General features: G+C 42.3%; 14 protein-coding genes. 11 read left to right on the top strand and 3 right to left on the bottom strand.

Features of this window, described 5'->3' with window-relative positions; all coding sequences use genetic code 11:
- Positions 1-16: 16 nt before the first annotated feature.
- Positions 17-2170 (bottom strand): tetratricopeptide repeat protein, encoded by a 2154-nt coding sequence (locus FGL37_RS18200; RefSeq protein WP_138096937.1) that lies wholly within the window; start codon positions 2168-2170, stop codon positions 17-19.
- Between the two features lie 49 nt (positions 2171-2219).
- Positions 2220-3488, bottom strand: coding sequence for an OmpA family protein (locus FGL37_RS18205; protein ID WP_051607189.1), 1269 nt, complete (start codon positions 3486-3488; stop codon positions 2220-2222).
- Positions 3489-3700: 212 nt separating this feature from the next.
- On the opposite strand from FGL37_RS18205, the gene FGL37_RS18210 reads away from it, so the two are divergent.
- The 3 genes from FGL37_RS18210 (at position 3701) to FGL37_RS18220 (ending at position 6681) form a co-directional block, all read left to right on the top strand.
- The gene (locus FGL37_RS18210; protein ID WP_051607187.1) at positions 3701-4849 is read left to right on the top strand and encodes a sensor histidine kinase; all 1149 of its coding nucleotides are present in this window, start codon (positions 3701-3703) and stop codon (positions 4847-4849) included.
- 12 nt (positions 4850-4861) lie between these two features.
- Positions 4862-5575, top strand: coding sequence for a LytR/AlgR family response regulator transcription factor (locus tag FGL37_RS18215; RefSeq protein WP_028071197.1), 714 nt, complete (start codon positions 4862-4864; stop codon positions 5573-5575).
- 131 nt (positions 5576-5706) lie between these two features.
- Positions 5707-6681 (top strand): c-type cytochrome, encoded by a 975-nt coding sequence (locus FGL37_RS18220; RefSeq protein ID WP_028071196.1) that lies wholly within the window; start codon positions 5707-5709, stop codon positions 6679-6681.
- Between the two features lie 372 nt (positions 6682-7053).
- On the opposite strand, the gene FGL37_RS18225 is transcribed toward FGL37_RS18220, so the two are convergent.
- A complete protein-coding gene (locus FGL37_RS18225) occupies positions 7054-7794 on the bottom strand; it encodes a hypothetical protein (RefSeq protein ID WP_138096939.1) in 741 nt (246 codons plus the stop codon).
- 160 nt (positions 7795-7954) lie between these two features.
- Here FGL37_RS18225 and FGL37_RS18230 point away from each other — a divergent pair, with 160 nt between their 5' ends.
- From FGL37_RS18230 to FGL37_RS18265, 8 genes are all read left to right on the top strand, one after another.
- Entirely contained in the window at positions 7955-9877 is a 1923-nt protein-coding gene (locus FGL37_RS18230) for a tetratricopeptide repeat-containing sensor histidine kinase (protein WP_028071194.1), read from the top strand.
- Positions 9864-10511, top strand: coding sequence for a response regulator (locus tag FGL37_RS18235; protein WP_028071193.1), 648 nt, complete (start codon positions 9864-9866; stop codon positions 10509-10511). Before FGL37_RS18230 ends, FGL37_RS18235 begins: the two co-directional genes overlap by 14 nt.
- A gap of 616 nt (positions 10512-11127) precedes the next feature.
- Positions 11128-11721 (top strand): RNA polymerase sigma factor, encoded by a 594-nt coding sequence (locus tag FGL37_RS18240; protein ID WP_028071192.1) that lies wholly within the window; start codon positions 11128-11130, stop codon positions 11719-11721.
- A gap of 122 nt (positions 11722-11843) precedes the next feature.
- On the top strand, positions 11844-12974 hold the full coding sequence (locus tag FGL37_RS18245) for a FecR family protein (protein ID WP_028071191.1): 1131 nt from the start codon (positions 11844-11846) through the stop codon (positions 12972-12974).
- Positions 12975-13207: 233 nt separating this feature from the next.
- Positions 13208-16735: a SusC/RagA family TonB-linked outer membrane protein gene (locus tag FGL37_RS18250; protein WP_160169525.1), complete on the top strand. Its 3528-nt coding sequence runs from the start codon at positions 13208-13210 to the stop codon at positions 16733-16735.
- 43 nt (positions 16736-16778) lie between these two features.
- On the top strand, positions 16779-18197 hold the full coding sequence (locus tag FGL37_RS18255; RefSeq protein WP_037534010.1) for a RagB/SusD family nutrient uptake outer membrane protein: 1419 nt from the start codon (positions 16779-16781) through the stop codon (positions 18195-18197).
- Between the two features lie 51 nt (positions 18198-18248).
- Positions 18249-19334 carry a thioredoxin domain-containing protein gene (locus FGL37_RS18260; protein ID WP_028071188.1) on the top strand — a complete coding sequence of 362 codons (1086 nt, stop codon included), beginning with the start codon at positions 18249-18251 and terminating at the stop codon, positions 19332-19334.
- Between the two features lie 477 nt (positions 19335-19811).
- Entirely contained in the window at positions 19812-20078 is a 267-nt protein-coding gene (locus FGL37_RS18265; RefSeq protein ID WP_028071187.1) for a hypothetical protein, read from the top strand.
- The last annotated feature ends 306 nt before the right edge of the window (positions 20079-20384 follow it).

Below are 20384 nucleotides of genomic sequence, written 5' to 3' on the forward strand. Positions count from 1 at the left end.
TTTTGTCGACAGATAACTAAGTGCCTAATCCGGTGAAGAGTTCCGCTAGCATCCCCTTAGGGCTAACAAATGCCCCAGAATTGAAACCCAGTCCCATTTCTACGCCAGCCTCGATTTGGTTCATTGCACCAGTAACGTCGCTATCCACGCCTGACCATGCGGTGGTCATTGCTGTTCCTTTTAATCCGCCGTCAGCTATTTGTCCCCTGCCGTCAATGGTAATGTAGGCTGTAGTAGATACTTCGACCTTGGCTCCTGCTTTCCATCGGATCGGTGTCAGCATCTTTGGCACTTCAACGGATTGTTCGAGCCAGGTTTTGATCACACTGATAGTAGTATTTCTTTTGACATGGTCACTTTTAAACTGTAATTTCATTCCATCCAGCCAAAATGCTGCTTTTTTACTCAGTTTTCCTAGTTCCGCGGCTTCAATAAAATGATCCAGTTTTATGGTCAGGGTACTCTCTGTGCAATTGATTTTTAAGGACATAGCGCCGATATCGAACTGGTTGTTGATCGGGCAATATGGCTTGATAATATCTTCAAAACGGTAGGTTTTTAACAATTCTTTCAACTGTCTGCAAAATGGCTGTTCGGGAGCATAACCAACCACTTTTCTGATACTCAAGAGATAATCTTTTGCGGCATGGTAATGATTCGCATTCGCTCTGTGTGGGTCGTGCCCCATCATGTATCCCCATTTTGAATGGAAGAAAAACCGCTCCCGGGCCAATTGAAGCTGACGTTGTTCATAGCGCTCAGCAGCGGTTGCACATGCATCCAGAAATACATCCAGGCGTTTATTTTTTGCTTCACACTCTTCCAGGGTAAGCTTTTCCAACATTTTACAGCCACTTCCATCCATTGCGTCACAATTATAAGCCTTCTTTTTTTCAGCATATTGTACCATGATGCTATTCAGATCATTTGCGTAAGACTGCCTCCTGTATTCAATTTCCGAAGTATATGTTTTTTCGATCTTTTGTAGTTCGTCGAAAATATCCCTATTGATATACTTACTGGCGTATATCTTTGCAGCCATTTCATTCATCGGAGAAAAGAGTTTGTCGCTTATCCTTCCATATTCTATTGCTTCTGCCTGAGTCCGTTGTACTCTTTCCTGACTCTTTATTAATGATATCTTTGTTTCTTCATCAATCAGGATATTTAATTGTTCAATCATGCGGTCTATCTCCGTTAAGAATGCATTCTGTTCTGCCCTGACGACTTCGGCATCGGTATGTTTGCGCTGCAGGCTTGGTTTTTTGAATTTATAGAGATTAAAGTAATCCGGAATATTTTTTTCGTGCGCAAGAAATTCAAATTTATCAGGTGAAGAATCCAGTTCGTCAATGAGTTCAAGCGCCTCCAGCGTTATTTCACCTTCAAGCGATTTTTTCGCCTGTTCTATTGCCTGTGTTTTATTCCCTGCGTCAGCAGATAACTTAGCAGCAGTCTTATTTGCCATCGCATGTTTAGGTTCCAGCATTAAACATTTATTAAAATAAAACATGGCACTGTCCCGCATGCCGACCGAAGCAAATGCTTGCCCCAAATTGTTCAAAACCATGGCATTTTTTTGATTTTGCGGTATTAATCCCCGTAAGATTGGAATAGCCTGTGGCGCAGCACCACAGCTGGTTAACATGGCAGCAAAGTTATTAGTTGCAAGGTCATTTAAGGGGTCCTTTAAAATAGTTCGTCCCCCAAGTAAAAGAGCGGCATCTTCCGATTCTATCAGATAGAGATAGTAAGATAGCTGACTCATTATATTGGAATTGGTATCTGATCTTTGTTCGATTTTGTTGACAATCTGTACCGTTTCAGGATCCATCTTTGGTTCGAGCCTCCCGAGTAGTTTTTCGATATAGTCCGTTAACTTTTTCCCGGTCAAACTTGCCCTGGAAACCTGTGTCCTGTTGATTTTTGTTTTATAAAGTGACTCTTTTTTAGGTTCGGAAACCGTTTGCTGAATAGCATATTGTTTTGCCAGCTTTTCTAGCTTAGCCTGATCGGGCGCTCCACCTTGTTTGAGTATTTTTTCTATCTCGTTTTTGATCGTTTTGACGTCCGGTTTATTTGCATTTTTCCTTTGTCCTTGCACCATCGGTATCCCTAATAGTAAGCTCGTTGAAAGACAAAGAAATAATAATACAAGTTTTTTCATCATTTAGGATATTGAATTAAAGGAAGAAAGGGTATTTATACCCTTCTCCTTATTACATTTTGATAAATTCAACACGCCGATTTTCGGCTTTACCTTCACTAGTTGAATTGCTTGAAACCGGTTCACTGGCGCCTTTACCATCGGTAACCAGCTTGTCTGAATCCACTTGGTAAGTATTTACCAGTGCTTTCTTTATAGCTTCGGCGCGTTTTCGTGAAAGATCCATATTCAGATCTGCTTTGCCATCGTTATCCGTATGGCCGACGATTTTAATTTTCAGACCGGATTCAGCATTGAGGATGCCCGCTATTTCCTTAAGTAAACCATAAGATTCTGGTTTGATTTTATCTGAACCGCTGTCAAAGAGAATCCCATTGGTCACATAGCGGCCCGTTTCAAGAAGTTTTGACCGCATATCAGGAGTGCCAGATGCAATTTTAAGATTGGTGATATAAAAAGCCGGGTATCCCTCTTTGGTCTTTTTGCCTGTAAACAGCATTTGGTTAAAATTGGCCGGGGTCGCTACAGCAGTGGGCAGGTCGATAACCTTGGTATCATCATACCAGAGTCGCAGACGCTCTTTTTGCACAGTGATGGCGACATGCACAACTGACTTATATTTATTTTGGAATCCGGCGAGAAAAATTTTGTCAGATACTAGCTTTTGTCTGGCTTTTTCGCGAGAATCGAGCGTAAATACAGCTTTATCACGATTGAAAGTGTTGGAGAAATATAGAATGTTATTTAGCTTGTAATTATAAGCATCGAGTCGTTTTGCTTTGTCACCGCCGTCGAATATCTCAAAATGAAAACCGGGGAATACACTGGAGGAGTTCACATTAAGATTCAGAAACAGGTCAAACTCGACAGTGAAATTTTCCGGAAATTTCAAGATTGGGGAAAGCATGCTTCCATTATTCATCTGTAGCCAGTTTCCGGGCAGACCTTCCAGTTTTACGACTTCTGCTGATCCCGATGTAAACCATTTTAATGGAAATTCACCAATGACATCCTGAGCAAAATTGTCGAACAGCAGAATTTTTTCGCCGGGGATAAAATCAAACTTGGAATTCGACTTAATTTCGGCGGTTGTTGTAATCATTGGAGCAGCCTCTGCTTTCGCCGTTTCATTGGTATGGGGTTTAGCCTGTGCCGCAGGGCCATCAATTACTTTTTCCACTTTCTTGGTTCCCTTTTTGATGATCAGGTCCTGACCTGCCCGAGAGGCCTTTTCTGCGAGTCCTTTTAGAAATCCCTGACTATAGGAAACAGAGCTTGTTGCCTGAACAATTAGCAGTGTGTATAGAATTTTGCGTACCATATTTTTAATTTAAATCAGTTCCGAAGCTGGGTATAAAAATATATTACCGCCAAAGCTGTCTATAGATAGTATCATTTTGTCGACAGAAAGTATTGGATTCTGGCTGAATGAAAAGATTTGAGATGGCAACAAGTGAGTATGCATTTTGTCGATATTTATATTCCTTCTGTCGACAATCTTATCGGTTGAAGATAAATTGGGTATCTTTGATTATGGAAATGAGTAGGATATGGGAATCTAATAAGCGTGTATTTACACATGTACTATTCTGGTTGAGCGTAACCATCTTTCTACTTCTCCTTTTTCAGGTAGGAGGACCAGGTTATTGGGCAATATTTAAGATTTTGATGATGTTGCTTCCAGTACATTTATTCTATTTCTATACGTTAAGCTATTTTATCGTTCCAAAATATCTCTATACCCGTAAGTTTCTTCAGTTGGCTGTTATGCTCGTTTTATTGACGTTGCTATGCGCATCTGTCTACCGCGTGATTGAAATTTTATTTGCTGATCCATACTTTCTTAAGGAAATGCGCAAATTAAATCCTCAGGCCAAGTGGAAAAAACTGGACGGTACATTTCTGCAACAATTTACAAATCCCGAATACTTTATTCATGCGCTCGAGCAGAGTAATTCCATCGTCTGGATCGGACTGGTGATCAAGTTTGTCCAAATGTGGCATGAACGGAAACAGGTGGCACTACAGTCAGAACTCAATTTTCTGAAGTCACAGATTCACCCTCATTTTTTATTCAATACACTCAATAACCTTTATGCGCTCACACTGAAACAGTCAGCCAAATCCCCCGAAGTCGTCCTTGGATTATCGGATATATTACGTTATATGCTCTATGAATGTGATTCAGATTATGTGCCTCTCCGAAGGGATATTGCCATCATAAGGAATTATCTGACACTGGAAAAACTTCGATATGGCGAACGACTGGATCTAAATTTTAATCAAAGCGGATCTATCGAAGATCAGATCATAGCACCGCTTTTGATGATTCCATTGATAGAAAATGCTTTTAAGCATGGGGCCAGTGAAATGATGGAAGAAGCGTGGGTCAATATTGATCTAGATGTGGATATGAATAGACTTAAATTGAAAGTTTCCAACGGGCGACCTGACCAAACTAACGCACCCTCTGCTAGCTGTGGCAATATCGGTATTTTGAATCTTAGAAAGAGACTCGAATTGTTGTATCCTCAGAGACATACGTTGACGATATATGAAGAAGAAGATATGTATCTTGTCATTATGGAGATCGGGTTCGGAGCTGAATCCTTACCGCTTTTATCCAAGAAAAGTGAATCAGATTCTAATTTAATACCTAAGGAAATAAAGTGTAATACCTAAATTCTGGAGTCCATGAAAATAAAGACACTTATTGTGGATGATGAACCTCATGCCATTGAAATTATAGAAACTTATGTGGGAAATTTTCCCGAGATTGAATTGGTAGCCACCTGCAATAGTGCTATTGAAGCATTTCAGATACTTCAAAAGGATCGTATTGACCTTTTATTTCTCGATATCAAGATGCCGGGTTTGCTCGGAACAGAGTTGGTTAGGACATTAAAAAATCCACCTAAAGTTATTTTTACCACTGCATATCAGGATTATGCGCTTGAAGGCTTTGATCTCAATGCTGTTGACTATCTACTTAAGCCGATCCCGTTTAATAGATTTTTAAAGGCTATGGAGAAGGTGTTTGACGGTTATAGACCCATAAATCGGCAAATCGTTTCTGTTCAGACAGATCAAAATAAGTCCGAGAATTTTATCTACCTCCGGGTTGATCGGAAAACTGTAAAAATCAATGTAAGGGATATCTATTGGCTTGAGAGTCTAAAGGACTATATCAAAGTTGTATTGGCGGACCGGACCCTTGTCAGCAAGCAAAAAATCAGCGTACTGGCCGAGCTTCTCCCGGAGAGTTTATTTCTACGCATTCATCGATCGTTTATCGTTGCAGTTGATAAAATAGACAGTTACCACTCATACGCCATAGAAATTCTTGGCAAAGAACTTCCGATCGGTAGAAATTATAAGGATGCATGCCGTCAGCGTCTACAAAATTAGGAGAAATAGTTTCTTGCTGTTTGACTGCTTTGCTCATTCTTTTGTCGCCACAAGCTACCCCTTTATCGATATATCTTTCGATGACCTTATTTTTTGGAGAATTTTAGGGCTTTCAAAAGATAATAGTTGATATGAAATTAGTAAAATATGTTGTTGTTGTTCTAGTCGGAACACTATTTGTCGCAGTTCTTGCCGGTGGTTATATTCGATTTTCCAAACCGGATATTGGACCAGCTCCCCAATTGAAAATTGAAAGGACAGGTGAACGTATCGAACGCGGAAAATATTTGGCAAATCACGTTGCGGTCTGTATGGATTGCCATAGTAGGCGGGATTGGAGTCTATTTAGTGGCCCTGTTGCTTCCGGTACGCTCGGCGGTGGAGGTGAAAAGTTTGGTAAGGAAGCAGGATTTCCGGGGACGGTCTATTCTACCAATCTCACACCGTATCAGTTGTCATCGTGGACGGATGGTGAAATCTATCGTGCTGTAACCGGAGGAGTCGGGAAGGACGGGCGAGCTTTATTTCCTGTCATGGGTTATCATCGTTTTGGTCAGATGGACAAGGAAGACATTTATAGTATTATCGCCTATTTACGAACATTGCCGATGATCAAGAATGAAATTCCAGAGGGACACCTGGACTTTCCTGTGAGCCTTCTAAATAGATTATCTCCGATGCAAGCATCACATCAAACTATACCGTCAGAAAAAGACAGTGTCAAATACGGTGCTTATCTTGTCAATGCTGCAGGTTGCGTGGATTGTCATAGTAAGCAAGATAGAGGAAAACTGGTGCCCGGAACAGAATTCGCTGGAGGTATGGAATTTAAACAGCCCAACGGTATAGTCCGTGCCCCTAATATCACAATGGATCCTAAAACTGGTATTGGTAACTGGAGTGAACAACTATTTGTAAGTAGATTTAAAAGTTACGCTGACTCTAGTTATAAACCGCATAGATTGACTCGCAAAGAACTCAATTCTCCAATGCCGTGGATTATGTATGCTGGTATGAGTACATCAGATATCAAAGCAATATTTCGCTATCTCGAAAGCTTGAAACCTAAGGTTTCCTCGATACAAGTACGCAGTTATAAGCCTTAAAGGTAAATACAGGAAACCGTTCTTTCTGGTCGCTTGCTGTTACTTCATGGAAATCAGTTCCGTCCGCATTCATCCGCCAAATGTAGTTACCCCCTTATAGAGCAATCTTTTTCATTTGGACTGGCAGCAACGAACCGGTTTGATGAAGATAAGGCCCGGACTGTATCCCGACGGGAATCTGTTATTATTGTCATTTTCGTTGACAGGATCATCATTCGTTTTGCTGCATGCAGGCCATAATAATAGGCCTGCCATGCCAATAATACAATACATTGCCTTCATAATCTTTAAATTTAGTTAGGTGTAAAACTACCTCTCCGAAATTAGCCAACGAAGCGCCGGTTTTTAGTATTATTTACAGTCAGCAACGAGCTATTTCTTGCCTGTGAGCCCGTTAGCGGTTATGGTCAAATTACGTAGGTCCAAATTATTTTCACGTCGGAAGCGCTGATGTACGGCGTCCGAGTCCTGTTGCATCAGCTTACGGTCATTGGCTTTTCTTGATCCTTCGTAAGCCTCATTGGCAAAAATCAGGTCATAGATCAGGTACGCCGCTTTTTCCTGACGGTCTGCGTTATTCAGCCCTGAGATATCCAGATGACCGGCCACCTGCCTGCGTACTGCACTGACCTGTTCTTTTGTCGGATTGTCAGCCCTACCATTTGCAATCCGCCACATCCCTAACATATAGCCTGTGAAGACGTCGGCATAATCGTGCTCCGGATCGAGCCCCACTGCTTTAAATGCGGCAATATATTTTGGGTAAGGCTTTGTATTGTTCAATGCCGTAGCGAGGTTTCTGCCAGATGCGGGATTTTTTCGGGTCAGCCGGGATATGATTTCAGCTTCAACCCGTTCAACAACAGACTTACTGGCTGTGTACGTAAATCCGCTGCTGGCATAAGCTCCGGTCGGACTGCCTGCGCTGCGGCTCGTTCTATTTGCTTCGTCCCATTCCAGATTCCGCTTGGACATATCACTGTATATCTGGCTCTGGATCGTCATAAACTGGGTCTGGCTCTGAAGAAACAGAAGCTGATCCGAAAAGATCTGTGCGATCCCTGTTTTTGCCCCCAATAGTAACCATAGGACAGTAAAAAATTGTCTTCTCATATTATTATGCCTTTAGGATTTATCATGAGAATATCTCATATTCAAAATTATCTTCAATTTACTGTTATGACAATACTCCTTTGGGAGTATTTTTAACTGATGCTTTAAAGTGTATAGAATATTTTGCTATTATTACCTTAGTATTTAGTATTAGCGATATATGGTACGGAAATACTTACAGAGTTGCATTTTGTTTTTTGTCGTCACTGTGTCGGTACAGGGGCAGCCTTCCGTATGGCCGGATGACATCAGGCAGCGGCTTGAGCGTTGTGGCACTGACAGGCAAAGGGCCAAACTGCTTTTTCAGTTGGGAGACAGTCTTTCCGCTTCTGATACCACAAAGTCGTTATCCTATATCCGGCAGGGTCTGGAACTTGCCCTGGGCGATGCTTTACAGTCAGGCGTCGGTTACTTTTATCTGGGACGGGTATATATGGACTTTTCTCCGTCCAGAGCGGAGCGGGCCCTTGACACGGCCCTACAATATCTCGAAAAGGTAGGCAGCCCAGAATCCTATATATATCAAAGCCGCACCTGGGCCAACAAAGCTGTCATGGCACAGTTACGGGGAGACAACAGACGATACATAGACCTTTTCCTGAACAGGGCTATTCCACTGGCTGCGAAAGGGGGAGACAGTCTGCGCGTGGCAGATGGATATACCAATGTGGCTCTGCCTTTCATGAACTATGGCGAATATGACAAAGCGGTCCAGTATTTAAAACAAGCGGCTTCGATGTTCGAGAGGTTAGCACAGCAGGATCTCAGAAGGGTGGACGTCTACAGCCATCTGGCAAAGGTGTATCTCTTACAGGGCAAGCTGCCGGAAGCCGGTGAGAATATCCGCGCAGCATCCAAAGCATTGGAAAGGGCCCCCCAGTCCATATATGCCCCCAATTTCCATGCTATGGAAAGTATGTACCTAATCCGGATAAAACGTTGGAAAGAGGCAGAGCAAACGGTGGATAAAGGCCTGTCCATAGCAGAAAGACTCAGAAACCGTTATGATATCAGACAGTTGCTTTATCAGAAAGCCGAACTTTTTAGAGCACAGCGTAAATGGAAAGAAGCGAAGGAAACATTGCTTAACCTATACCATAGCGGCTATATTGAACTGAGCACCGACAAAAAGCAGCTGTTCGGCGATCTTGCAGGGGCCGAAGAATCCCTGGGCAACTATAAAGCTGCTTATATCTGGTTACAGAGAAAACAGGAAATATCTGAAGAAATGTATGCACAGGAGACAAAAGCAAAAATTGCCGGCCTGGAAGCAAAGTATAATTATGTACAGAAGGAAAAGGAGCTGATCCTTGCAAGAACGAAAGCCAGTCAACAGCGGGCAGTTGTATGGATAATTGCCATTATTTTTATTATTATATTGGTTTTTCTCTATTTCTGGTACCGAAACAGGAAACTTCGCACCGCCAGGGAAATTGAGAACCTCCGGCAGCGACAACGGATTGAACTGGGTAAAGCATTGCTGGAAGGTGAAGAAAAAGAGCGCGGCCGGCTGGCACGGGATCTCCATGATGGGCTTGGAGGCACACTTGCCGGAATTAAACTCAACCTATCGCAGCTTGTTTCCCAAAAGCGGCTGCTGGAAGCCGGCGAGCTGAATCAAACGATCGAGCGTTTAGGGCACTCGGTAAATGAACTAAGGCGCATCTCGAGGAACATGATGCCCGAATCTCTAATCCGGTCAGGACTTGCGGTGGCATTGAGGGATCTCTGTGACGAGGCAGCCCTCCCGGGCCTTAAGGTCAGTTTTAAAGATTTTGGTATTAAGGAGGATTTTACTCCTCAGGTAAAAGTTATGATCTACCGTATCGTGCAGGAACTGGTTTATAATGCGGTAAAATATGCCAGTGCGTCGAGAATTATTGTACAGTGCAGCCAGTCTCATCACTATTTCTTTATTACCGTGGAGGATAATGGTCATGGCTTTTCAACTGCGCAGGTACCCCATTCAAGCCGTGGTCTGAAAAATATCCAGAACCGTGTGGATCTGCTCGGCGGGAAGATGGAAATAGATAGCTCTGGCAAGGGAACAAACATTAATATTGAATTGTATGTGGGACAATAACAGAAAGGCTCGGGTGATCATCGTCGATGATCACCCGTTAGTAATCGAGGGGTTTAAGAATGTGATCCAGGGGAATAACAGCCTTGAACTTTGCGGACAGTTCGGTACGGCAGAAGCATTGAAGAAGTTTGCCGGGCTGGCTGAAATCGACCTGGTATTATTGGACATCACGTTGCCGGATGGCAATGGACTTCAAATTTGTAAAGAACTTAAACAAACCTATCCAAACCTCGTTATACTTGCAATCAGCAATCTCAGCGAGCGGAGCATTATCAAACAGATGCTTCAACGTGGTGCCAGCGGTTATCTGTTAAAGACGGCAGACGCGGAAGATATACTCATCTGTATGCTGGCAGCAATTCAGGGCAAGATTGCGCTCAGTCGTGAGGTAAAAGCGACCTTTGATATTTCTTCGCTTACAGAACAGGAGGAAATTCCCGAATTAACAAATAGAGAAAAGCAGATTCTCAAATTACTGGCGCAGGGCAAAAGATCTGCTGAAATTGCTGATGAGCTTTTTATAAGCCCGCTCACTGTAAAAACCCACCGTGCCACGCTGTTGCACAAATTTGGAACAGACAATATTGTAATAGCTATCAATAAAGCAAGAGAAATTGGTATTCTTTCAAAGTAAGAGGCTTCACCGTTTTGAACACCTCAAGGCGGAAGCCATAATTCTGAACTGTACATACAGAGGGCCAGATCTATTTGAATTATTTTGAAGACGCATAGCAAATAGTTAACAACATCATATAATCTGTGTGGTGTTGTTAACTCATTTCTATATAAAATATTCAGCTGATGAAGAATTCTATATTGTAAAACATAATAGCTGTTATATGGCAATGAACCATTAGTACTATTTTTTACTATACGAAAATTACAATTAAACTTGAATAGACGCCAATTTATGCTTCTTTTTTCAGAGTACTGTACATAGTGTAGCGACATTGCTGCGGGTAGTTAGTGTCAAGTAATTAAATATATTTTTTTGTTAATATATCGGGCTGTTTTGTTCATTTAATAATCAAGGTAAAGTGGATTTTATGAATTTGTTGACATCGACTTGTAAGTACCCCATTTTTCCGACAGCTGAGATTGGACTTTTCTAATTTATTATTGACTCTGTTCAATTAAATTATAAAAAGCAGTTGTATTTTATAATATTTTCCTACTATTGTAGCAGTTAATCGATTTTGAAATTACCTATGCTAACCGGGACTGCATTGTGATGCAGCAGAACAATTATCATGGATAACTATAACATTTTGTCAGATAGCGAACTGGTCACATTGCTCAAGCGGCGGGACAGGAGTGCTTTTGCAGAAATTTACGATCGCTATAGCATGATGATCTATTACAAGATCAACCAAATGCTCAGAGATGAAAATGTATCCAAAGATCTTGTACAGGATCTCTTTACCTCGATTTGGGAGAAATCTGAGCTTATCCGAGATAATGTAGGCATTTCGTCTTATCTCTATGTCGCCGCACGTAATCGGGTGCTTAAATACATCCAAAAAGGAAAGACAAGAAGTGATTATTTGGCGGAAATAGGAAAGTATAGTCTGATGGTCAGTGATGAAACGCTTGAAAAAATTGACGAAAAAGATCTGATGCTTTTACTTACGGCTGAAATTGCCAAATTACCTGCCAAAATGCGCGAAGTATTCGAACTGAGCAGGCTTGAGGATCTGTCGCATAGGGAAATCGCCCAAAGACTGGGACTAAGTGAATCCACTGTAAAAAAGCAGGTTCAGAATGCACTCAAAATTCTGAAAGTGAGACTTTCTCGTTACCATTCGCTCGGAGTTATACTACTGATTTTCCTAAGGGACAACTAGGTTTTTTGATTACGTTGCTCTCTTTTTATACGTAATTTAATATTTTTTTAAATTCTTCTACTCCCAAAGCTTTCCTCAACGGTATAATACAACTGAACGGTCAAAAAACCACATATCGATTTATGAATAAACAACTCGGCGCACAACTTCTTAAGAAGTATCTTTCTGGTCTGGCCACACAAAAGGAACAGCACATCGTTGAGGAATGGTATGCTTTTAACAGAATGGGAGAGCCTGCAATCGATTCGCCTGAAGATTTCATGAGGATAAAATCGGAGATGTGGGCGACTATTGACTATCGTTCGCGGATACAGGTGAAGACAATGCAAAAGCGTAGATGGCTTTCATATGCTGCAGCGGTGCTCGTTTTGATGTGCGCTGTGGGCATATATAAGTGGCTTCTACCGCAAAAAGAATATAACGTTATCAATTATGCCGGGCCCGAAATAAAAGCAGGGCATACTGGCGCTACCCTGACATTATCAGATGGCACGGAGATCGACCTCAATTCTGTGGACGCCGGACTGATCACATCGGGGTACGGTGTCCGTGTCTCTAAAAATGCCCAAGGTGCTCTTGTCTATACCGAAGAGAGGGACACACACAAGGCCCCAGACAATATTACTAACACTGTTACTACGCGAAATGGTGAAATATTTGAGGTCGTTCTGCCTGATGGATCTAGGGTTTGGCTGAATTCCGCTTCCAGCCTGACCTTTAAATCCGATCTTGCAAAAAATAGTACACGTACTGTAAAATTAAGGGGAGAAGGATATTTTGAGGTCCGCAAAAACAGAAGGCCATTTATTGTTGCCACAGAATCCCAGGAAGTGCACGTCCTGGGCACACATTTTAACATCAATGCCTATGCAGAATCGAAAGGGCTTGTTAAAACAACTTTGCTTGAAGGCGTCGTCAATGTTGTGACCGGGAAGTCTGAACAAAAGATATCACCGGGCGAGCAGGCCGTCAACAAAATGGGCCAGATCGACGTGCATCTTCAGGATACAGAAGATATACTGGCATGGAAAAACGGGTATTTTAAGATTGACGGAAATATATATGAAATTATGCTGTCCATCGGACGCTGGTACGACGTTGATGTTCAATTTACAGAAACTGTGCCGAAAGAGCTAAAACTGTGGGGATACATCTCCAGATCCAATGATCTGATCACTACCTTGCGTCAGATCGAAAGAACAAATAAAGTAAAATTCAAAATTAAAGAAAGGACTATCACGGTGACCAATTAAAATTTACCAAGATCGGGTAATGGGGGAGAATCAGTAGAATTCATATAAAAGCCGCAGGGTGCACCACCACCCCGCAGCCAAGAATGAAAATGATCCTGTCTCAAAAGATACCTGCTAAAGAAACAAACAACTCTAATCAGACATGAACCATTAACCAGAACAAAAGTATGAAAAAAAATGTGCTATTGGGTGTCTTTCACCGCATGTGGCCTTTACCTAAACTATTATTAATTATGAAATTAGTCTTTTTTATCATGACATGTATGTTGATGCATGCCTACGGGGCCACGTATGCACAGCGTGTTACGATCATGGAAAAAAATGCACCCTTGGAATATATCATTAAAAGCTTGCGGAAGCAGACGGGATATGATTTTTTATTGGACAGGGATATTTTTAAACAGTATCAATCTGTCAGTGTTGACTTGAAAAATGTGAGCCTCCCCCAAGCTTTAAAGTCTATTGTCAAGGGACGCAAGCTCAGCTTTTCCATCGAAGGCAGATCTGTGGTGATCACAGCTGTGCCCAGCACAAAAACGGATCAGGAGGGGACTACGGACAGCAACAATCTGCAGAGAGGACTCGCGGGTCTGGTCGTTGGCGATAAATCTGTTCCTCTCGCAGGAGCTACCGTAAAAATAAAAAATACCGATCAGTCGACCGCCACCGACAATAAAGGTTTTTTCCGCTTTGATCAGCTGCGTGTCAACGAGGTTCTGGAAGTAAGCTATGTCGGCTATGAAACTGTTGAAACAGTAGTTACGGCCGGACAGCTTGCCCAAAAGGAATATATGATAATTACTATGAGGCCACTGTTGCGCAATCTGGATGAAGTGACGATTGTGAATACAGGTTTTCAGAAAATAAGCAGGGAAAATATTACCGGAGCGGTCACGACGGTCAGCAGCAGGGAGATTGAAAAACGCAATACCGTAAATGTAATGGATAATCTGGAAGGTGTTGTGCCCGGGCTGGTGCAATATCAGGGAAAAGCCACTATCCGTGGCACAAGTACAATGGCAGCATCAACGGGTATTTTGGTGGTTGTCGACGGGCTTCCGATCGAAGGTTCCATTGCTGATGTCAATCCTTATGACGTTGAATCCGTAACCGTGCTGAAGGATGCCGCGGCGGCGGCAATATATGGGGCAAGGGCTTCCAATGGCGTTATTGTTGTGTCGACAAAAAAGGCTACCGAAAAAGGGCGGACTGCTGTTGAAGCTTCGGCTAATGTAACTGTGACCGAAAAACCGGAATACAGCTACAATAATTACATGTCGCCTCGTGAACAGGTAGACTGGGAAAGTAATTATTACAAATGGTGGTTCAGCGGCGGCGACGGATCCGTCAAACAGCCTATTCAGGATTTTGAGAATAACATAAACACAGGCCAGCCTGTTACTCCTGTACAATATGCCTATTATCAGCTCGCGACAGACCGTATCAGCCAGTCGGAGCTCGATGCAATATTGAACAATTACAGAAGGAATGACTTTGCAAAAGAATATCATGAACATACCCTGTTAAAAGGCGTCCTGCAACAATACAACCTAGCCTTGCGTACCAATAGTGGCAAAGCCCAGAATAGTTTTGTCCTAAATTATACGAATGATAACAAAGGTCTGATCAATGCATTTGACCGCCGCCTCAATTTGCACTATAAAGGTGGTTATAGTGTCGGTAAGTGGCTTGATATTGACTACGGCGTTAACAGTGTCATCGGGAAGGAGAGAACTCATAACAACCAGTTCGCACAAACTCCTTTTAATGTGCCGTCTTATCTGCGGTTGTTTAACGACGACGGTAGCCGTGCCTATTATACAAACAGTCGTTTCAACATCTACAACACTATCGCCGAGAGCCGTCCCGAGCTGCAGTCTGCGCTTTTCAACCATATGGATGAGCTGGAACGTGATTTTATAAACACTTCCACACTGAATACGCGATATTATCTGAATTTAAACATCAAACCATTCGATGGTTTGTCTTTGCAGCCGATGTTTCAATATGAAGATATCCGTACAGATGTTGCTGGCTATTCAGAGGAAGACAGTTATACGATGAGATGGCTCCATAACGTGTATACATACCGGTATGAAGATCCTGTTACGAAAGTGGTATCCTATCCATCCTACGTTCCGAAAGGCGGCAAACTGGCGACATCCCATTTACGCAGTCCCAATTATACGGCGCGTTTTCAGGCCAACTTCGACCGTACGTTTGACAGACACCGTTTTATCGCCCTGGCCGGAATGGAGTTTCGCCAGACACGGTCATATGGTACCAATGGGATTTTATTGGGATACGATGATCAACTACAGACACAGTTGACCAATACTGTCAATTTTGATGCAATGGATGAGAAGAAGATGGGAACCCTGTGGAACGTCAACTATCCTCTGTATCAATATCATTTTGCAGAAGCAGTATCCATGGGACTCCAGAAGGATATTATGCATCGCTTTGCTTCGGGATATGCCAACCTCACTTATACCTACGACCGGAAATATAATCTGTTTGGATCCCTGCGCAAAGATTATGCAGATCTTTTTGGAGGCGATGAAAAATATAGGGGCAGACCACTTTGGTCAGTAGGAGCTTCTTGGGTCGCTTCCAATGAAAATTTTATTGGGCAGTATCCGTGGGTCAATTATCTGAAACTCCGGACGTCCTATGGTCTTACGGGAAACATCCGTAATGTGAGCGCACTGCTTGTCGGTACTGCTGGGATCAATAACCTGACTCAGGAGCCCAATGCCACTGTCTCCAATCCGCCTAATCCACAGTTGCGTTGGGAAAAGACCGCTACAATGAATATCGGAATTGATTTCAGTATTCTGGACAATCGACTGAAGGGAACTATGGATTGGTACCACCGTAAGGGTACGGATCTTTTCGCGCAAAAGAGGCTCGATCCTTCGGAGGGATTTTCATCAATGGTTATTAACAATGCCAGCATGGTCAATAAAGGACTGGAGTTCAATTTAAGCTATGACTGGTTTAGGCCTTCTTCAGCTGGAACATTTGGATGGACAAGTAATTTAACAGGATCGTATAATAAAAACAGAATTGTCGAAGTGGATGAATTAACGCGCAATCCGATAACACTTGCAGGAGGGGATTCATATCGTAAAGGTTTTCCGGTCAATTCGCTTTTCTCATTCCGTTTTGCAGGTCTTGACGATATGGGAATGGCACAATGGTATAATACTGCCGGTGTAGCCACGAAGACCACATTGGGCCCTGACGAGGCTGATGCCATTGTATTTTCTGGAAGCAGCGATCCAGTAACAACGATTGGCTTTAATAATGATTTTTCCTATAAAGGCTTTACAATGAGTATCTTTACTATGTATTACGGGGGGCACTATTTTAGAGCGAGACCGGTGCCAGTTGCCTATCAGTCTGCCGGCTATGGCGCTTTGCCCTCGTATTTACTCGATAGCTGGACACCGGAAAACACGGACACAGATATACCCGGAAGTGGACAGTATTACCAGATCGCACCGTCGAATCAATATTATTATTCAGACAATCTGGTGCGACGGGCTGATTTTCTTAAAATACGCAATATTGCCTTAGGGTATCTTTTACCAACGGAGCTGGCAGCCCGGATAAGAGCAAAGAATATCAGACTTCGCTTCCAGCTGAATAATCCAAGATCACTATGGACCCGGCAAAATGATGTCCATATCGATGCAGAGACCGGTGGAGCACCAGTTCAGACATCTTTTGTATTTGGCATTAACGCTAATTTTTAAACTACAGTAAGAAATCCTGATCAGAATTATAAAAATTAAAGAGATGAAAATAAGATTTACACCATATTTTATGGCGCTTTTCGTTCTCCTGTTTGGCCTACATGGCTGTGCAAAATATACAGACTTCGTGCCAAAAGGACAGAATCTGCTGAATCGCGCCGATGACCTTGACCAGCTGATGAATGTCAACTACTCCGGCAGTGCATTTAATTTTAACAGACTCTCCTTGATTGTCAACGACATGTATCTTCTGGCATACAATGTCCCCAATGTCATTTCTTCCAACGTTCTGACAATGGACAAGGTTTTGTTGACTTACGATGAGTCTGCAGATAGAGCAGCGTTGACTCCGACAGATTCAAGGTATGACGGGCTATACAAGAATATAGCTATGGTAGCAAATATTGTGCTGGCCAATGCCGATCAGGCGAGCGGCGACAGAAAGCTTCTGGACCAGCTCAAAGCCGAGGCTTATGCCCTCAGATCGTACATGCATTTTCTGTTGGTTAATATGTATGCCAAAGCATATGATCCAGCCAGCGCTGCTACCGACGGTGGAATACCTTACGTGACCGATATCAATTTTGAGCAGATAAATCCCAAGCTGACAGTTCAGGAGGTCTATGATAAGATGCTTGCTGATGTGGATGCGGCTATTGCTTCACAGGCACTTCCTGACAGGCCTAAAAACAGTATGAGGTTTGGAAAAGCATTTGCATATGCTTTAAAAGCAAAGATTCTGATGTCCATAAGGAATTACTCTGGAGCGCTCGATGCGGTAAACAGCGCTCTGGCAATCAATAACACATTAGAAGACCATCGATATCTTCTGTCGGAACCCGTCAGAGCCAATCGTGTTCTGAGCAGAAAAGGCCTGACGGCCCAGGACAATCTGTTCTATGCCTTTTCCAATACTTTTGACCCAAGTTTGCTGACACCCACCTACGAAATATTGAGCGATTATTATGAGCCCGGCAACATTATTAAGGATTATACCAATGTTTATAATTACCAACTTGGGGCACTTTATGTTGGACTACCTGATATTCCTGCATGGATTGCCATTAGTTATGAAGGAAATAGTGGTGGTATGACGGTTTCTGATCTAGTGATGATGAAAGCCGAGTGTTTAATCCGCTCGGACAAGGTTTCCGCCGGCATGGAAGAAATTGAAAAGATCCGAATCCGCCGAATTGCACCGGAAGTATATAAGCCCCTTGTGGCCAAGGATGTTCCCACAGCGATGGCCCATCTAAAGAAAGTATCCCGGATCGAATTTCTGTTTACCTGGCGCAACTTTGTCAATATTAAGCGATGGAACACCGAGCCCGCCTATGCAGAAACGACCAAGAGGACCATCAATGGAAAGACTTATGTTCTAAAAGCCAGTTCTCCATTATGGATACTGCCTTTTCCCCAGAGTGCGACCCAGTTTAATACAACGCTTACACAGAACTATTAACAATACAATAAAATCAAAATGAAGAAGAATCTTATAATAAACGGTTTTTTGATGATAATAATATCATTATTTACCCTTGGCAGTTATACTCATGCGCAGACGCCCGAAAAGTTGGATGTGGGCGACCCTGCGCCAGCAATCAGCTACTCCAAATGGTTGAAGGGTAAAGAGTTTAAAGCATTTGATCCCAATCATATTTATGTGATGGAATTTTGGGCGACATGGTGTGGCCCATGTAAAGGGGCAATGCCGCACCTCACTACGCTTCAAAAGCAGTATGATGGTAAAATAACTTTTGTTGGTGTCAATGTCTGGGAGAAAGTCGGGAAAGACCAATCTTATGAAACGGCTGTGCCTGCAGTAGAGAAGTTTGTCAAAGGCAATGATACAAATATGGGCTACACGGTATTTGTGGATGACAAGGATCAGTCGATGGCTACCAAATGGCTGAGGGCAGCAGGCCAGAACGGAATTCCAGCGAGTTTTGTGGTTAGGAACAGCCGCATTATCTGGATAGGACATCCCAGCGAGCTGGATTCTATTATTCCGAAAGTGCTGGACGGTTCGTACGATATGAATAAGTTTAAAGAAAAGGCCGATAAGGCTGCTCAGAAAACTCGTGAGCAGAACGAAGCTATGATGGCAATTTTTAATCCAATAAAGGACGCATTGGCTGCCAAAGACCATAAAAAAGCATTTGAGCTGATGGACAAAGCAGTTGCTCAAAAACCGGACTTTAAAATTCCAATGGATCTTCTAAAGTTTACAACATTATTGAACGACGTTGATGAAAAGCAGGCTATTGCATTTGCTGCCGAATTTCAAAAGCAGTATAAAACGGCTCCTTCTATAATTTTGGGTGAAGTGTCTAAAAGTGAAAAGCTTTCGGGGGAGACCTATCTCTGGGCTGCAGAGAATTTTGGAAGTACGGCCGAGGTGACCAATCCACTGATTTTTGATGCGCTAGCTACCTGTTATAGCAGAGCAGGTCAATATGCAAAGGCAGTTGACAATCAATCTAAAGCCTTAGAAATTGCTGAAAAAGCACTTAAAAATGGAGAGATGGTTGGTACAATAATGGACTATACAGTAGAGGAGTATAAAAAAAAATTAACGGATTATAGGAGTAAAATGTAAGTGTTTGCTTTTTAGTTTTTTGTTCTTTCCAAGGACGTTTGGAACAGAAGGGGCTGTCAAAAGGATAGCCTCTTTTTTGTTTTTGACCAATACATAATTTAAAAAATATTTCCTATCTTTAGGTGTATGGACCTCTGCCGATTAAAGTTATGGTCCCGATCAGTAGGTAAGCCAACTGACAAGCTTCCCCGGCCGATTAGGGGAGGCTTTTTTGTTTCTAGTCTATGGAGCCGACTTTTCGGTATCTGTCTCGTCCTGAAAAAACTTTACAGTGGGGGACAGGGTTGTTCCCCGAGCTCAGGCTATCGAGTGTATAGCTATCGCCATACCCAGATCTGTAGATACAGAGGCCGAGACCCATTTCAAAATGCCAGCGATTTGATTAACTTTTTTACGAATTGACCAATACATATTTAAAAATATTTTCTTACCATTATGTGAAGTACCGGATCTTCGGGGGGCAATTCACTTTTGGATATGGCCGTGAACATCAACCTTAAAACGGTAGACAGTTACATACGACGTTTTAATGGACCTGACCTAGAGATCGGTGAGCTTCTGTCGATGGAAGATGCTAAGCTTTACGATCTTTTTACAGAAGAAGACCAAACTAACCGGCTGGGTTTACGTTTAGATGAGTTGCGGCAGTATTGTTTAAAAATCAAAGAAAAATACAGCTTCGTACGTTTGCCTCTTGACCTTTTAGATCCTTTTATCGTTATTAGATCTAAAATATCTGTATAGCCGGTTAGCAAGTCACTTTCCCCCTATGTTAGATTTCGTTGAGAGAAACTACAATTATGATATACCTAATTAATCAATAATAACGTCAACTTATATATTTGAGAGAGAGAACAAATCAAGAATAAAAAATCCGGTATCTTATAATGATTAATACGATTTTCGATTTTTTTCTCCTCTTTATAGATATAAAAGTAGTAAACCGATAGAAGAATGCATAAGACAACTATTTTTAAAATATTCATAAGAATAGTGTCGCTTTTTACTATTAGGGATAGGATCGCTACCGAATATATTATCGCTCTTCTT

This window comes from Sphingobacterium thalpophilum (assembly GCF_901482695.1).
GTDB classification, from domain to species: Bacteria; Bacteroidota; Bacteroidia; order Sphingobacteriales; family Sphingobacteriaceae; genus Sphingobacterium; species Sphingobacterium thalpophilum.

Excerpts from the sequence above, each read along its gene's own strand:
- FGL37_RS18215 (WP_028071197.1), top strand. The coding sequence starts at position 4,862 with ATGAAAATAAAGACACTTATTGTGGATGATGAACCTCATGCCATTGAA.
- FGL37_RS18225 (WP_138096939.1), bottom strand. The coding sequence starts at position 7,794 with ATGAGAAGACAATTTTTTACTGTCCTATGGTTACTATTGGGGGCAAAA.
- FGL37_RS18235 (WP_028071193.1), top strand. The coding sequence starts at position 9,864 with ATGTGGGACAATAACAGAAAGGCTCGGGTGATCATCGTCGATGATCAC.
- FGL37_RS18255 (WP_037534010.1), top strand. The coding sequence starts at position 16,779 with ATGAAAATAAGATTTACACCATATTTTATGGCGCTTTTCGTTCTCCTG.
- FGL37_RS18240 (WP_028071192.1), top strand. The coding sequence starts at position 11,128 with ATGGATAACTATAACATTTTGTCAGATAGCGAACTGGTCACATTGCTC.
- FGL37_RS18210 (WP_051607187.1), top strand. The coding sequence starts at position 3,701 with ATGGAAATGAGTAGGATATGGGAATCTAATAAGCGTGTATTTACACAT.
- FGL37_RS18220 (WP_028071196.1), top strand. The coding sequence starts at position 5,707 with ATGAAATTAGTAAAATATGTTGTTGTTGTTCTAGTCGGAACACTATTT.
- FGL37_RS18250 (WP_160169525.1), top strand. The coding sequence starts at position 13,208 with ATGAAATTAGTCTTTTTTATCATGACATGTATGTTGATGCATGCCTAC.
- FGL37_RS18205 (WP_051607189.1), bottom strand. The coding sequence starts at position 3,488 with ATGGTACGCAAAATTCTATACACACTGCTAATTGTTCAGGCAACAAGC.
- FGL37_RS18265 (WP_028071187.1), top strand. The coding sequence starts at position 19,812 with ATGGCCGTGAACATCAACCTTAAAACGGTAGACAGTTACATACGACGT.
- FGL37_RS18200 (WP_138096937.1), bottom strand. The coding sequence starts at position 2,170 with ATGATGAAAAAACTTGTATTATTATTTCTTTGTCTTTCAACGAGCTTA.
- FGL37_RS18230 (WP_028071194.1), top strand. The coding sequence starts at position 7,955 with ATGGTACGGAAATACTTACAGAGTTGCATTTTGTTTTTTGTCGTCACT.
- FGL37_RS18260 (WP_028071188.1), top strand. The coding sequence starts at position 18,249 with ATGATAATAATATCATTATTTACCCTTGGCAGTTATACTCATGCGCAG.
- FGL37_RS18245 (WP_028071191.1), top strand. The coding sequence starts at position 11,844 with ATGAATAAACAACTCGGCGCACAACTTCTTAAGAAGTATCTTTCTGGT.